This is a genomic window from Westiellopsis prolifica IICB1, assembly GCF_004323185.1.
In the GTDB taxonomy this organism is placed as follows: domain Bacteria; phylum Cyanobacteriota; class Cyanobacteriia; order Cyanobacteriales; family Nostocaceae; genus Pelatocladus; species Pelatocladus prolificus_A.
In genome coordinates this window covers 31,029-48,690 of record NZ_NAPS01000004.1, presented here as the reverse complement: position 1 = coordinate 48,690, position 17,662 = coordinate 31,029, and the positions used below count along the sequence as shown (strand labels likewise).

The 17,662-nt window shown below is 39.0% G+C and carries 2 protein-coding genes; one reads left to right on the top strand and one right to left on the bottom strand.

Annotated elements, in window-relative coordinates; all coding sequences use genetic code 11:
* Positions 1 to 182 precede the first annotated feature (182 nt).
* Positions 183 to 8,099, bottom strand: a complete 7,917-nt coding sequence (locus B4U84_RS27560) for a beta-ketoacyl synthase N-terminal-like domain-containing protein (RefSeq protein WP_207391022.1) — start codon at positions 8,097 to 8,099, stop codon at positions 183 to 185.
* Positions 8,100 to 9,291: 1,192 nt separating this feature from the next.
* Between B4U84_RS27560 and B4U84_RS27555 the strand changes: the two genes are divergently transcribed.
* Entirely contained in the window at positions 9,292 to 17,655 is an 8,364-nt protein-coding gene (locus tag B4U84_RS27555; RefSeq protein ID WP_131121328.1) for a non-ribosomal peptide synthetase, read from the top strand.
* Positions 17,656 to 17,662: the final 7 nt, after the last annotated feature.

Here is a 17,662-nt window from a genome sequence, read left to right as displayed (position 1 = left end):
AATACGTCAATTAAAGCTTTGACCTTCAAGCAGCGCGTCTCTACTTGGTGTCTTGGTGGTGAAAAAAAATCTATTATTAACCACCAAGACACTAAGACACAAAGAAAACGATGTTTTAAAGCTCACACTTTGACAGGGCGGCCCCACACGCTTACACCTCCTAGTTTTTGTAATTGGTATTGTTAGGAATTACCTAGAAAAGCTTCTAAATCTGCCAGTTCTTGCAAAATTAAATCTTCATTAACTTCTACAATATCAACAGTTGTCTCCACGGTAGTATTTACTTCCCAACCATAAATTTGCTCAAATAGATAATTATTTAATTTTCTAATATTCGGAAAATCAAATATTAAAGTAGATGGTAAAGCAATTTCTAATCCTTTTTCTAAACGATTTTTGAATTCAATGGAAAGCAAAGAGTCAATTCCCATTTCTATAAATCCTTGTTCTGGGTTGGGTATATGTTTTATTCCTAAGATTTTTGCTACTTCTTTTCCAATATATTCTAATAAGTGTTCTCGACGTTCTGTTGGAGGGACATCTTCTAGAAAAGAGCGTTGAGATTTTGATTTTTTGACGGGTTTGATTGGAGTTTGTGATTTACCTAATTTTTCTATGAGTGGTTTATTGCCTTGAAATTGATAAATATTTTTGAACTGTATCCAATCCACATCAGCTAGTAATATTTGCGTTTTATCGGATGCCATAATAGTATCCATCGCTTGAAAAGCTTTATCTAAAGGAATTTCATTCATGCCAATCTGTTTGAGCCAATCTTCATAGTCTTGAGAAACTATGCCATTCCCAGCTAATAAAGCCCAATTTAAAGTAGTAGCTGGTAGCCCTTGCAGATGACGTAAATAAGCTAATGCATCCATTTGATGATTAACAGTATCGTATAAACCTTGCTCTTTAGCTCCCCAAATTGCACCTGCGGAAGAGAATAATACAAAGTAGTCTAATTGAGTCTCTAAAGATAATTGATGTAAATTCCAAGAACCGCGAACTTTAGCCCGAAAAATTTCTTTGAGGTCATCTAATGTGCAGTCGCTTAATCTCGCTTTGCGTCCTGATATTCCGGCGAGATGAAAAATACCTCGTAGGGGATAAGATGTTTTTTGGATGTTAGTAAAGATGCGAGACATTTGCTCAAAATTCCCGACATCTGCTTGATAAACTTCTACAGATACTCCCTTTTGTTCTAATATTTTCAGATTTTGGATAATTTCTGCAAATTCTGTATTTAACTCCCATTCAGCTTTTGAAGGAAATTGACGACGTGTTGTCAAAATCAGATGTTTCGCACCCAAATCAACCAGATGGTGAGCAAGTTGCAATCCTAAATGACCAATACCTCCTGTAATTAAATAGGTCGCTTGAGATTGGATGATAACTGGTTTGGTCGCTAGAGATTTTATTGGGACTAGACGCGCAACATAAGTTTGACTGTTGCGGAAGAGTAGGTGGTCTTCTGTAACTGAGTTTATCAGTCCTGAAAATAAAAAGGTAGTATTTTGAGCTATATCTGCATGGGGGTCGAGGTCGATCATTCCTCCCCACAATTCTGGTTCTTCCAGAGCGATGACACGTCCCATCGCCCATAAAGGAGATTGAGTCATAAAAGATGGTCGTTCTAGTCCAAACGGTTGACCACCTTGGGTGACGAGGAATAGTTTGGGAGGTGATGGTAGGTTTTTAATTGCTTGGAGCAGATTTAAGAAATAACTACAGCGATTAAATAAAGTTGATTCATATTGATTGCTGTGATCTGCATTCAAAAGATAAATAATTCCACGCGGAGATGGGGAGGTAGCTACCCATGTTTCTAGTTCAGAACTATTTGGATTAGCGATCGCACAATAACCATAATGTTTGCTCAATTGCTCTTGAATTGCTAGAGCAAGATTATCGGTTCTGTCAGTACAAATTAGCCAATTCCCCGAAATATCACTAATTTTTTCGGTATTCTGGGCAATAATGATGCTTTGCTGGAATAAAGGACTACCAATTTTTTCGTCAGGAGAAATAAATTCAACTTTAGCAAAACCTGATTCTAACAGGATAGATTGCCATGTAGATGCTGTAATAATCGGATGATCTGGGCGTAAATGGCGATCGCTAAATCGCCACCAACCTTGAGTCAAGCCAAATATCAAATCAATCCACCGCGATTGATTGGTGAGTTCTAAAAGTAACAAATGTCCGCCAGGACGCAATAAATTACGAATGTGAGGTAATGTTTCTGCTTGCAAATCCCGCGTTGAATGCAATACATTTGCTGCAATAATCAAATCATAGGTATTGGGTGAAAAATTTTGCAATTCTGGATTTTTTTCTATGTCCAGAAGTTTGTATTCTATGAAAGGGAATTGAGCAAAGGTATCTTTCGCATTCTCTAAAAAGAATGGTGAAATATCAGTAAATGTGTAGGTGATTTGGTGAGAGGTGCAAGCTTTGAGAATTTCATGGGTAGTTCCTCCAGTTCCGGCGCCAATTTCGAGAATCCGAAGCGGTTCTAATGGTGAGTAATTAGATAATAAAAGTTCAACTGTTTGAGAAATAGTAAAATTGAGAACTTTTGCCCAAGATGTATCTTTATAAAACTCTGTTGCTCCAACTTGTCCATCTGGGGAAAATAAGATAGATAAAGGAGAAACTTCCCCTGTAAGTATCGCTGCTAAATTAGTGGCAACTCGCCTAAATAATGTTAGCTCAACACGTGCATTTGGGTATTGATTAATCAAGTTATCTAGGATTAAATCCGGGTGAGATTGTCGCGGCTCTTTAATAATTTTCCATTCAGCGTTATGCTTTTGTAAAATGCCTGTTTTTGCCAAGATTTTTAAGCAATAATTCCATAGCATTTTATACTCTTCTTTAATCCCAGCCTCACAAAAACTATTTTCTGGAGAAAGGATTGTATTGAGTTCAAATAATTGCAAATATTTTAAAGTTTTGACAATAAAGTCTGCACTCAGTTCTTCCATCTCAGCAAACGCTAGAGAAATTCCTGTAAATTGTGCAGATTGTATTTGTTCTTCTAAATCAGCTTTTATATCATTTATTATTTTTTCTTGATTCTGTAATTTACCAGAAGATAAAGCACAAGGTAGCCATTCTACTTGATACAGTAATTCATCAAAATTAGAATTATCTGTGTTTTGATGATGTAGCTTAATTAATTGTTGAACAATTGCTGATACAGTCTGTTTTTCTGCTTCCGAATAATTACCAGTTTCTAGTAGAGTCTGCATCAAAGTATTTGTGTCTTTTTGAGACAACATCTTGACGAGACTCGATGATTCTGGTGCAGTTGGTAATTGAGTTTTCAAAGGAATCCAATGTCGGTGTTGCTGAAAAGGATAAGTTGGTAAAGCGCATCTTCTCAGTTGATAATCTTGCTCAAAGCCAAACCAATCTATATTTGCACCGCGAACATAAAGCTTACCAAGACTTTCTAGTAAAACTTCCCAATCAGAAAATCCTGAGCGTAAACTCGGTAAGCTCAAATTAGATAAAGATATTGATGACTGGATAATTCCTAGTAGAACAGGTTGGGGACCAATTTCAATAAAAGTATCACATCCTAGAGATTGTAATGACACAACTCCTTGGTTAAATTGCACAGTACTCAACAAATGTTGAATCCAATACTCAGAAGTAACAATGCTATCATCAGCAATTTCTCCTGTCAGATTAGAGATGATACTAATTTGAGGTTTAGCAAAGTTAATCTTCCGCAGAGTCTTTTTAAATTCTTCGCATACGGGTTCTAGAAGTGGCGAGTGGAATGCATGAGAAACTTTGAGTTGGCGAACTTTTATTCCTGCGTTTGTAAAACATTCTGATAGTTGTTTAATTAATTGTTTTTCGCCAGAAATTACTGTATGCTGATCTGTATTGATAGCTGCGATCGCAACTTCTATTTCCTGATTTTCACAAACTTGACGCACAGATTTTTCATCAGTAAAAACTGCCGCCATTGCACCTTGGTCTGCGGGTAATTCACCAATTAACTTTGCTCGCTGTATAACTAGTTTTAAACCACTTTCAATATCAAAAATTCCTGCAAAACAAGCAGCAGCATATTCTCCCAAGCTATGTCCTAAAACAGCAGTCGGTTGAATACCCCAAGAATGCCACAATTGAGCTAGTGCAACTTCAAGAACAAATAAAGCTGGTTGAGTATAGAATGTATGAGTTAAACCTATCTCCGAATTGGCAAATATGACTTCTAGTAAAGATTGACCAGTTAGTTCTTGATATATCGTTTCACATTGATCTAAAGTTCGCCGAAAAGTAGGTTGAGTTTGATAGAGTTGATGAGCCATTCCTGCATATTGAGAACCCTGTCCGGTGAACAAAAAAGCAATTTTAGGAGGCTGCTTTTCATCAACTTGAGCATAAATTATTGACTCTTGATCTGATTGTCCAAATTGACGCAATTTATTAATCAAATCACTTGTTTGAGAACCAGTTACCGCCAAACGATTTTGGAAATGAACTCGGCTAGTATTAGCTGTAAAGACAACATCGTGGATATCGGTTTCGGGATGATTTTCGAGAAATTCTGCATAGCTGTTCGCTAAATCAACTAAAGCCTGTTCTGTTCTGCCAGAAAGTGTGAGTAAATGGTGGGGACGCTGGTTATCATGCTGCTGAGGAATGATGGCGGGAGCTTCTTCTAAGACTACATGAACATTGACACCACCAATTCCTAAAGAGTTAACCCCAGCGCGTCGCGGTAATTCTTTACCATCTCGTTGCTTTGCAGTCCAGGGTATGGCTTGGGTATTGACGTAAAAGGGAGTTTTGGAGAAATCAATTTGAGGATTGGGTGTCTGAAAGTGGAGAGTCGGGGGAATAATTTGATGTTTAAGGGCCAGCGCAGCTTTAATCAGACCAACAATCCCAGAAGCGATTTGCATATGTCCGATATTTGTCTTCACAGACCCCAAAGCACACTCTCCTTGATGAGCAGTGCTATATGCTCTGGCTAAAGCATCTACTTCGATGGGGTCTCCAAGTTTTGTACCTGTACCATGAGCTTCTACAAAACCAATGGTATCAGCCTCGACCCCAGCAAAGGCTAGAGCTTCTGCTGCTACTGAAGTTTGACCTTCCCCTCCAGGTGCTGTAAATCCTAGTTTTGTCCCGCCATCGTTATTGATTGCAGAACCTTTGATGACAGCGTAGATATGGTCGTTATCTGCGATCGCATCTTGTAATCGCTTCAGCAAGACAACCCCAACCCCACTACCAAAGATAGTTCCTTCAGCTTGAGCGTCAAAGGCGCGACAATGACCATCAGGAGAAACTATCAAACCTTCTTGATACAAATAACCTATCTTTTGCGGAGAGTTAATCGAAGCAGCTCCAGCCAGAACCATGTCAGAGTCTCCACTCAGCAGACTTTGACAAGCGAGATGCACAACAACTAATCCCGTGGAACAAGCTGTTTGGACATTCACACTGGGGCCGCGCAGGTTGAGTTTATAGGAAATGCGCGTTGTTAAATAGTCTTTATCGTTAGCCACCATGGTTTGAAACCCTCCCATCGAATCTAATGTGAAGGGTTGCAACTCATCATTGGCGTCTAATTGACCGCGATTCGGATAACAGTTATTAATTAGATAAGTGTTCATACTAGCGCCAGCAAACATCCCTATCGCTCCCTGATAGGAGTGTGAATTATAACCAGCGTTTTCTAAACACTCCCAACTACATTGGAGTAGTAAACGTTGTTGAGGATCAAGCAATTCTGCTTCTCGATCTGTGTAACCAAAAAATTCGCTATCAAAACATTCAACGTTGTCTAAAATTGGTCTGGCTTTGACATAGTTAGGCTGATTAAATAGTTCAGGCTCAACACCAGATTCTAATAATTCTGCTTCTGAAAAGAAGGATATGGTTTCGATACCATTTTTGAGATTTTCCCAAAAGGTTTCTAAATTGTTAGCACCAGGAAATTTTCCAGCCATACCAATAATGGCAATGTCATGAGTTTCATGATTACGACGCGAACGATTTTCAGCACGCTGGCGGCTTTTTTGTGATATGTCTGTGGTAGAATTTGATTCGTCAATTAGGAAACGGGCTAGTGTGGCAACTGTAGAATTTTTAAACATTTCCGCCACAGGTATTTGACGACGAAAAAGTTTTTCGAGTTGGTTTTGTACACGAATGAGGTAAAGAGAATGACCTCCCAATTCAAAGAAGTTATCGTGTAAACCAACTGATTCTAGTTGCAAAACTTCACACCATACTGCTGCGATTTGACGTTCCGTTTCAGATTGGGGTAAAGTTTGATTTTTAGTGCGATCGCGTGCTAGATATTCATTGATTTTTTGGATGCGATCGCTAAATAATTCTTGGGCAAAATCTTGTTTTAATTTAGTCTTTTGTACCTTACCGATAGATGTTTTTGGAACTAAATCAGCCTCTAAGGGAATCACGTATGCAGGTGCAATTCCTATCTTTTGTGTTAAATAACTGCGAATCTCTCTGACTAGTTTTACCCACTGCTCAAAATTATTTGATTCTGGACTAAAAGTAATAATTAATAAATCTGTTTCTCTATTTTGATCAAAAACTGCAAAGGCTGCTGTATATGAAATAGCTACACCTTCTAATTCTTCGATAGCTGTTTCAATTTCATGGGCAAAATAATTAATCCCGTTAATAATAATTTCTTGCTTTTCTCTACCAGTAATAAATAACTGCCCATTGTGTAGATAACCCAAATCCCCTGTAGTAAACCAACCGTCATCTTGAAAAACTTCTTGGTTGAGTTCCGGGTGATTGTAATATCCTTCAGTTACGGAAGACCCTTTAATTTGAAGTCTGCCAATTTCATTTTCTGGTAATATATGATTTTGGTGATCGACAATCCGAATAGTAGCCCCAGGAATAGGTTGTCCCAGAGATACAAAATTATTTTCCTCTATCAGTTCATCTTTGCTTAAACCTGCTGACCAAGTAATACCAGAACAAGATTCAGTCATCCCGAAGGCTGGTTTAATTACTCCATCTCGCAATTGATGTTTTTCCAGAAGTTCTAAGAATGAACGAATAGTTTTGACTGAAACTTGCTCTCCTGCATTCACTAAAAATTTCATTGAGGAGAGATTATAGCAAGAACTATTAAGTTCTTCGGTGTGTTGATTAATTAGAGAGAATGCAAAGTTGGGCGCCCAAGAAATAGTCGCTTGATGCTTTTGAATCAAGTCTAACCATTTGAGTGGTTGACGCAAAATCAATTCAATTGGTACATGGACTTGATCACAAGCCAAATCCACAGCCATAATTCCTAAAAATACTATTGCACCCACATGGTCTAAGGGCATCCAATTTAGTGTAACTTCTTGTTGAGTAAAATTATTCATCCGCACTGTACCAGCGGACATGGATAGGAGGTTGCTATGACTCAACATCACACCTTTGGGAACACCTGTACTACCAGATGTGAACAATAACAAAGCTGGATCTCGTGGTGCAAAATTAGGAATTCTAGCTAAGTGTTGGTTTGATTGATTTTGATTTCTTCGTAAATTATTGACTGATACTACTCGCAATCCCTTTAAATGAGGTTGAGTAGCTAATTTTTCTATATTGCTAATTAATTCACAATCCGATAATATAATAGGCTTATCTAAAATCTGCCAGACATTGTAAAGTTTTTTGACTGCGGCGTTTTCTAGATCATAATTAGGCGCTACGCTCAGAGGTGCAGGAATGATTCCACCTAAAAAACAAGCCCAAAGTGTAGGAATAAAATCTTGATTTATACTAATTTGCAATATGACTTTATCTCCTAACTTGAGTCCATACCTATAAAGTCCATTTAAAATAGCTAGAGCGTCTTTATATAAATCTTTATAACTTTGAAAATATTCGGCTTCATCATTTTTTATATATGTTATTCCTTTGCTCTCATGTTTGATAGCATCTAGTAGTAGATTTGGAAGAATTCGCAAATTATCTTCTAAATATCCACCAAAAACAATCGAATTTCCGCATGTATCGTCTTGAATAAGCTGATCATGGGATTGCTCATGCAGATAGGTTTTGGTTTGTTTTCTGCTCCGATGTATATCCATATATCTTACTTTGACATTTGAATTAAACTTGTCTGCCTAAATAATGAGTTTGATTGGCACCCCAATGTTTTCATAACATAATTTTAAATTTTGATAGAGAAAATTTTGCCTGCCACTTATTCTTTTTTGCCTAACATCTCAGTCTATAGGATTACCTTTCATATGAGCGACTCGATATAAAATATAAATCCTAACATAAAAATTTTCATATATTTTGATACGGAATTCAACACTATTACCTAATTGTGTGGGCAGTGTTTAATTTTATAGTGTTTTAACATGAGCATAATCTTAGAGTAAAAATTTAATAATGAACAAATTATTTTATCTTAATTGTCTTAACTGTCTTAACTGTCTTGCTTACAAGCTAATTATTCACTTAACTGTCTTAACTGTCTTAACTGTCTTAAATAGTTGCTCATATATTTTTCTGAATAACTCAGGATAATCATAGTGGAAATCGCCCTTATGCTAGACTTAAGCTTAGTTTGAGTGATAGTTACAGCCAAAGTAAAAATGACAAACTATTTTCCCAAACCAGTACTGTTCATTCGATTAGCATAAGTATGGAGACTAATTACTAAAATAATTATAAAAAAATATCGTCTAAGTAAATTTGGCGATCGCACTCATACTCAAAAAACTTAGGACGGAATTAAATGTATAAATGTATGAAATTCTATTTATACAAGCATTCTGGCTGTTGCTTTCATCAAGTCGTGAACAATGGACGTAAATTGTAGCGGTTCAGTTATTGTATCTTAAAGGCTTATGGTGTAAATTGAATCTCTATGATTTTGCTACTTACTACTGTCAGGTAATAAGTACTCTTAACAAAAAACAGTTTGAAGAATGTTTAATTAATTTTGTAATGTTACTTTATATTCGTTTTGGGGAGTTTAGCGATCGCTACAATTCCAATAGTTTTTTGGTTTGACAATTTGGATTACAGTCTATCTAGTTCGTTCCTTATATAATTAGGGGCATCTTCATACATATAGGACTTACGCAAAAGTCGCCAAAAAGCTTAATTTATTTAACCGCCAAGAGGCCTTAGACGCGCAAGCGGCTTCCGTAAGGTAGAACGCCAAGGATTCGTAGAGTGTGCCTAAGTCCTAACATAATTAGTTTCAATTTAATTACATATTATTTATAGCTTGATGATGCAATATATTTATTTAGGGAGAAAATTATGGAATTGAAGGAAAAAAATCTTGTTGCCATAGATTACCAAATTCGACAAATTAAAGACAATCAGCCCGTCACACCTTTATTTAAAAATGTAAGTTCTAATAAAATAAAATATAAAAATAACATAATTACTCCTATATCTACGACTTTACATAATAAAATACACAAATTAACTACTAACTCTCCGGTTAATAAACTGGTTTTATATCTATCGGCGATTAAAGTTTTAATATTTAAATATACGGCTCAGGAAGAGTTTGTTATAGCCACAGGAGCTTTAAACCAAGACACATCTGATAGCCTCATATTTTCCCAATTTGACCACCAACAATTCGTCATATTTAAAGATTTACTTCAAGCAACCCGCAATCATCTGCAAGAGGGATATCGTTATCAAAGCTATGATCCAGATGCTCTCATCGAAACATTTCTGGCTAGAGGTGGGAATCCAGAAACAATTTTTGATATTGCTTTCATACAACAAGGATTGTGCAGCCATAGTTCTTTGTTAAATAACTTTCAATTAGTTTTTGAAATCGATGATCAAGATACTTCTGTGGCTGTAACTTTCCCCAAAGATGCGTTTCATACAAATTTTATCCAAAGAATGCTGGGGCATTTTCAGCAAATCTTGGAAACTGTGACGGCTCATCCTGATTGTGAATTGTCAGCAATTGATATTCTTACAACCGCAGAGCGTGAGCAATTACTGACAAAGTGGAATAATAGAGGGATTCAATATCCCCAAGACAAATGTATTCATCAGCTATTTGAGGAGCAAGTAGAGCAAAACCCGGATGCAATAGCATTAGTATTTGCAGACCAAAAATTAACCTACAAACAGTTAAATGAGCGGGCTAATCAGTTAGCTCATTATTTGCAAAAACTAGGTGTGAAACCAGAGATACTGGTAGGTATTTGTTTAGAGCGTTCCCTGGACATGGTCGTGGGACTATTGGGAATTCTCAAAGCAGGGGGAGCTTATGTGCCATTAGATCCTAGCTATCCAACAGAACGCCTAAGTTATCTGCTTGAAGATACAGCAGTGGAAGTGTTGCTCACCCAGCAATCACTTACGGAATTATTACCAAGGCATCAGGCAATAGTCGTGTCTTTGGATACAGATTGGCAAGTTATTGCTCAAGAAAGTCAGAAAAATTTCAACAGTGGAGTCGAAGGGGATAATTTAGCTTATGTAATTTATACTTCTGGTTCTACAGGTAAGCCAAAGGGAGCAATGAATACCCACAAAAGTATCAGTAATCGCTTGTTATGGATGCAGGATACTTATCAGTTAACACCAAGCGATCGCATTCTGCAAAAAACTCCCTTCAGTTTTGATGTCTCGGTGTGGGAATTCTTTTGGCCGTTGTTAGCAGGCGCAACTCTAGTAATAGCAAAACCTCAAGGACATCAAGATAGTGCTTACTTAATCAAGCTAATACAACAGCAACAAATTACTACAATTCATTTTGTGCCTTCAATGCTGCGAGTGTTTCTGCAAGAGCGAGATTTAACAAATTGCAGTTGCTTAAAGCGAGTAATTTGTAGTGGAGAAGCACTACCCTATGAACTAACACAAAGTTTTTTTGAGCATTTCAATTGCGAACTACACAATCTCTATGGCCCCACAGAAGCAGCAATTGATGTCACCTACTACCGTTGTTTACCCCAGATTCAACAGCAGATAGTTCCTATTGGTCGTCCCATAACTAATACTCAGATTTACATACTTGACCAATATCTGCAACCAGTTCCTGTTGGTATAGCAGGAGAATTACATATTGGTGGTGTTGGTTTAGCGCGTGGCTATCTCAACCAACCTGAATTAACTTCCCAGAAATTTATTTCTCATCCTTTTGGTGATGGCAAATTATATAAAACAGGTGACTTAGCTCGCTATTTACCCGATGGCAATATTGAATATCTCGGTCGCATCGACCACCAGGTAAAGATTCGTGGTTTCCGCATCGAACTTGGAGAAATTGAGACGGTACTCAGCCAGCACCCAGCAGTAGAACAGGCTGTAGTCATAGCTCACGAGGCAGAAACTGGGAATAAAAGCCTGCTTGCTTACATAGTCCAAAATTCTCAACCCAATGATGCTGTTGAGCATAACCAAGAACTAGAGTTATTTGACGAACAAGTATGGCAATGGCAAATGCTCTACAACCAGACTTATAGCCAAGCTAATGTAGAGCCAGACCCGATATTTAATATAGTTGGCTGGAACAGCAGCTATACAGGCCAGCCCATTCCAGCAGTACAAATGCGTGAATGGCTCAACGACAAAGTGGAAACAATTCTGTCTCAACAACCAAAGCGAGTCCTCGAAATCGGTTGCGGCACAGGATTAATATTATTCCAAGTTGCTCCTTACTGCCGCCATTATTGGGGTACAGACATCTCACCAGTGGCAATAGACTACATTCAGCAGCAATTGAGCCAACTACAGCCAAACTTAGATCATGTGAATCTATTGCAACGTGCAGCCGATAATTTTGAGGGTTTAGAGGCACAAGGATTTGACACCATCATCCTCAACTCGGTTGTGCAGTACTTCCCTCACATTGATTATTTGTTGCGCGTTTTAGAAGGTGCAGTGAATGTAGTTGTCCCTGGAGGCTGTATTTTCTTGGGAGATGTGCGAAATCTGCAATTACTAGAAGCTTTCCACGCCTCTGTGGAGTTGCATAAAGCTCCGCCTGAGCTATCTGTAGCCCAGTGGCAACAACGTGTACACAGGCAAATTGCCCAAGAGAATGAACTACTCATTCACCCAGCCTTCTTTACAGCTATTCAGCAGCGTTTTCCCCAAATTACCCATGTGCAGATCCAGCTACAGCGAGGTCAGCACCACAACGAACTAACTCAATTTCGCTACAATGTTCTACTGCGTGTGGGAGCTGCGGCGGATGTTCCGCAGGATGTTCAGTGGTTGGACTGGCAAAACCAACAACTCACATTGTCTGCGGTGCGACATCTGCTAGTAGAGACAAAACCTGAAATTATGGGGTTTACACGGATACCAAATGCAAGATTAATAACATCTCTAAAAAGTGCCGCACTCCTGGAAAATCCCCAGGAATATCAGACAGTCAGCCAATTACATCAACTGATAAATGCGATCGCTCCCCAATCAGGAGTCGAACCTGATGACTTTTATGCTCTAGCTGAAGCTTTGTCCTATTCTGTAGTTGTTACTTGGTCAGATCCCAGTAGATTAAACTACTACGATGTCATTTTTGTGCAACGCCAAAGTCAGGGGCAAGTCCCTGTGAGAGCGTTTACTCCCAGCAAAAAGCAAACCAAACATGACTGGCGATTTTATACCAACCAACCTTTACAGCCAAGGTTAAACCGTCAACTCATACCCCAACTGCGTAGTTATCTGCAAACACTTCTACCAGAGTACATGATGCCAAATGCTTTTGTCCTGTTGGATGCGATCCCACTAACAACCAATGGCAAAATCGACCGTCGTGCTTTACCGTCTCCAGAACAAATCCGTCTGGAGTTGGCAGACACCTTTGTCGCACCATGCACCCCCATTGAGGAAATGTTAGCTCTGATCTGGTCTGAAGTTTTGGGTATTGAACAGGTGGGTATCCACGATAACTTTTTTGAACTAGGAGGAGACTCAATTCGGGGTATCCAGGCGATCGCTAAAGCTAGGCAAATTGGTTTCGATTTTTCTCTACCACAGCTATTACAACATCAAACAATTCAAGAATTAGCTGGTTTAGTTAGCCGTGAATTGAGTTCTTTACCCATACAAAAGACAGAAGCATTTAGCCTGATCTCTGAAGAACAGCGTCTAAATTTGGCAAAGGGTGTGGAAGATGCTTACCCACTCGCAGCACTACAAGCAGGGATGATCTTCCACAGTGAGTATAGTACTAATGTCCCAATCTATCACGATGTCTTTACCTATCACATTCGAGCCACTCTTAACATCCAGATTTTACACACTGCCATCAAACAGGTAGTCAATCGTCATGCAGTGCTACGTACCAGTTATGCTCTGAGTGACTATCAACAGCCGCTACAACTAGTTCATCAGCAAGTTGATGTCCCCTTAAACTTAGATGATCTGAGTCATTTATCGACTACTGAGCAAGAAGTAACCCTGGATACTTGGATTGAACAAGAGAAAACACGACATTTTGATTGGAATGTTCCGCCTTTGCTGCGTTTTCATGTGCATCGCCGCACCCCGGAAACCTTTAATTTGACCTTGAGCTTCCACCACTCTATTCTTGACGGTTGGAGTGTAGCTTCATTGCTGACTGAATTGTTGCAACAATATTTATATCTTCTCGGCAAAAATGTTCTGCCTCTGTCAGCACCACCCAAAATAACCTTTCGAGATTTTGTAGCATTAGAGCAAACAACCGTGCAATCTCAAGAATACCGAGAGTATTGGCAACAGAAACTCAACGACATCACTATTACTAAATTGCCACGGTGGTCGCAATCGAACCTTACCATTAACAGTTGGGAATTCTCGGTTCCTATATCTTCCGGGGTTTCTCAGGGTTTAAAACAGCTCAGTAAAACAGCAGGAGTACCCCTCAAAAGTGTTTTATTAGCCGCTCATTTTCGGGTATTGAGCTTACTAACCAACCAGACGGATATTCTCACCGGTTTGGTATCTAATGGCAGACTAGAGGATAATGACGGAGAAAAAGTATTAGGATTATTTCTCAATACTTTACCATTGCGTTTAAAACTCCATGGCGGCACTTGGATAGATCTAGTGCGTCAGACCTTTGATATTGAAAGGGAATGCTTGCATTTACGAAGATATCCCCTGGCTGAACTGCAACGGACTTTTGGTGGACAGCCGTTGTTTGAGACTGCGTTTAACTTTGTTCATTTCCACGTTTACCAAAGCATCATAGACGTTAAAGATTTAGAAATATTAGGTGGAAAGTTTTTTAATCAAACCAACTTCACTTTACTAGCGAATTTTAGTCTCCATCCCATTTCTTCTCAAGTAGAGTTAACCCTGAAATACGATGCTAATCAATTAGGTGAAGAACAGATCAAAATGATTGGCGGATATTATCGGGAAGCCCTGACAGCAATGGCCAGTCAGTCCTCAGAACTATATGAATACCATTGTCTGCTTACAGATGCACAACAGCATCAATTGTTGGTGAAATGGAATAACACCAAGGCTGATCATGCCCAAAATAAATGCCTGTATCAGTTATTTGTAGAGCAAGTAGAGTGTAATCCTGATGCAGTAGCGGTAGTATTTAGAAATCAACAACTAACCTATCGCCAGTTAAATGAGCAAGCTAATCAATTAGCTCATTATTTGCAGACAAAAGGAGTAAAACCAGAGGTACTAGTAGGGATTTGTGTAGAACGTTCCCTAGATATGATAGTAGGACTGTTGGGAATTCTCAAAGCAGGTGGAGCATATGTACCATTAGACCCAGCCTACCCAACTGAGCGTTTGGAAATGATTTTGGCTGACTCCCAAGTATCGGTGCTGCTCACACAGCAGAAGTTGGTGACGAGATTACCTGAAAACACTGCTGATGTGGTGGCATTAGATACAGATAAAGCAACCATTTCTTTGGAGAGTCAGAAAAATCCTGTGAGTCAGGTGAATCCTCGCAATTCAGCTTATGTAATTTATACTTCCGGCTCAACAGGAAAACCCAAAGGCGTAGTTATTGAACATCACAGTAGTGTAGCTCTGCTGTGTTGGGCTAAAGAAGTATTCACTAGTGAAGAATTAGCTGGTGTTTTAGCGACAACTTCGATTTGTTTTGATTTATCAGTCTTTGAGCTATTTGTACCCTTGGCTTGGGGAGGTAAGGTAATTATTGCAGAAAACGCCTTAGATTTATCTAGTATAAAAGCTGCTCAAGATATAACATTAATTAATACAGTACCAAGTGCGATCGCGCAATTGTTAGAAATTCAAGCGATACCAAATAGCGTGCGAACAATTAACCTCGCAGGTGAACCATTATCAAATCAACTAGCACAACGGCTTTACCAACAAGAAAATATTGAGCGAGTTTATAATCTTTATGGTCCATCAGAAGATACAACCTACTCTACATTTAGTTTGGTGACAAAGGGGGCAACTCAGCCACCAAGTATTGGACGACCGATTTCTAACACCCAAATTTACATTCTCAATCAATATCTCCAACCTGTTCCCATCGGTACTGTTGGAGAATTATATATTGGTGGCGAGGGTTTAGCCCGTGGCTACTTCAACCAACCCGAATTAACTTCCCAAAAATTTATTTCTCATCCCTTTGGCGATCGCAAATTATATAAAACAGGTGACTTAGCTCGCTATTTACCCGATGGCAATATTGAATTTCTCGGTCGCAGCGATAATCAAGTTAAACTGCGTGGTTTCCGCATTGAATTAGGAGAAATCGCAGCAGTTCTAGAGACTTATCCTCAAATCAAACAAGCAGTGGTGATTCTGCGGGAAGACATCCCTAGTAATAAAAAGTTGGTAGCTTATTTAGTCACACAAAGCCAATCAATAAATATTAGTGATTTGCGCCGTTTCTTACAGCAGAAATTACCAGATTATATGATCCCTTCAGCCTTTGTGTGCTTGGAAGCTCTGCCATTAACCCCTAATGGTAAAGTAAACCGCAAAATGTTACCCGTACCAGAAGTAGAATCGACCCGAGAACAAGAGTTTGTTCCCCCACAGACAGCTAATGAGCAGATTTTAGCGACTATTTGGCAAGATGTGTTAGGACTCAAGCAAGTAAGTAGGTACGATAAATTCTTTGAGATGGGTGGTGACTCCATTCTCAGTATTCAAGTAGTCGGTCGCGCTCGTCAAGCAGGAATCAAAATCACCCCCAGACAGATATTTCAATATCCCAGCCTTGCGGAACTAGCTGCTGTAGCTGATACCACCACATCGATATTAGCTGAACAGGGTTTAGTTACAGGAGTTGTACCGCTGACTCCGATTCAACATTGGTTTTTTGAGCAAAATCAGTCTCAACCACATCATTTTAACCAGTCGGTACTACTGCAAATTTCTTCTCACCTGAAACCGGAGTTATTGTCCCAAGTTATTACTAAATTACTAGAGCATCATGATGCTTTGCGTCTGCGGTTTAATTTTGAGGAAGGTAAATGGAAACAAATAAGCTCTGGAATTTGTGATAAGATTCCCTTCCAAGTTATTGACTTAGGCCAAACTTCTCAGTCGCAACTGACACAAACCTTAGAGGAAATAGCAACCACCCAACAGGCTAGCCTAAATCTATCAACTGGGCCGTTGATCAGAGTAGTATTGTTTAAATTAGGGAATAACCACGATAACCGATTACTGATCATTATCCATCACCTAGTTGTCGATGGAGTTTCTTGGCGGATTTTACTAGAAGATTTGTTCACAGCTTACCAGCAGCTAGAACAACAGGAAACTATACAATTGCCACTTAAGACTTTGGCTTTTAAAGATTGGGCTATTTTTTTGCAAGAATATGGACAAGCTACCATAGTGCGATCGCAATTAGATTATTGGTTAAAGCAGCCTTGGTCTGAACTAAATTCTTTGCCAGTAGATGATCCGACAGGAAAACAAAATAACTCAGTGGCTAGTGCTGCTAATGTATCTGTTTATCTCAGTAAAGAACAAACTCGCGACCTCTTGCAAAAAGTTCCCTCTGCCTACAATACTCAAATCAACGATGTACTGCTGACAGCATTAGTGCAAACTTTGACACAATGGACAGAAAAGTCTACAGTCTGCATTGACCTAGAAGGACATGGTCGGGAAGATTTATTTGCAGATGTGGATGTATCTAGAACAGTAGGTTGGTTCACTAGCATATTTCCAGTAATATTACAACTAAAAAATCAAAATCGTCCGGGAGAAGCTCTCAAATCAATAAAAGAACAGTTGCGAGCCATTCCTCAACACGGTATTGGCTATGGAATTTTACGTTATCTAAATCAGGATCAAGAAATTCGTTCTCAAATAGCCGCATTACCTCCAAGGGAAGTTAGTTTTAACTACCTCGGTCAATTCGACCAAGGACAATTACTAGGAGTTGATTGGAAATTAGCTGCTGAGTCTAAAGGGTCTAATCAAAATCTGGAGGGTCATCGCACTCATCTATTAGATATTACTGCCAGAGTGCTAGAAGAGCAGTTGCAAGTTAACTGGAGCTACAGTCGTCACGTCCATCAGCATTCTACAGTAGAATCACTAGCTCAGAAGTATCTCCAAACTTTGCAAACACTGATTGACCATTGTCTGTGTCCCGAAGTTGGGGGATACACTCCCTCAGATTTTCCAGTAGCAGACTTAAACCAACAGGAACTAGACGAAATTCTGGCGGAAATTGACTAAAAAGGAC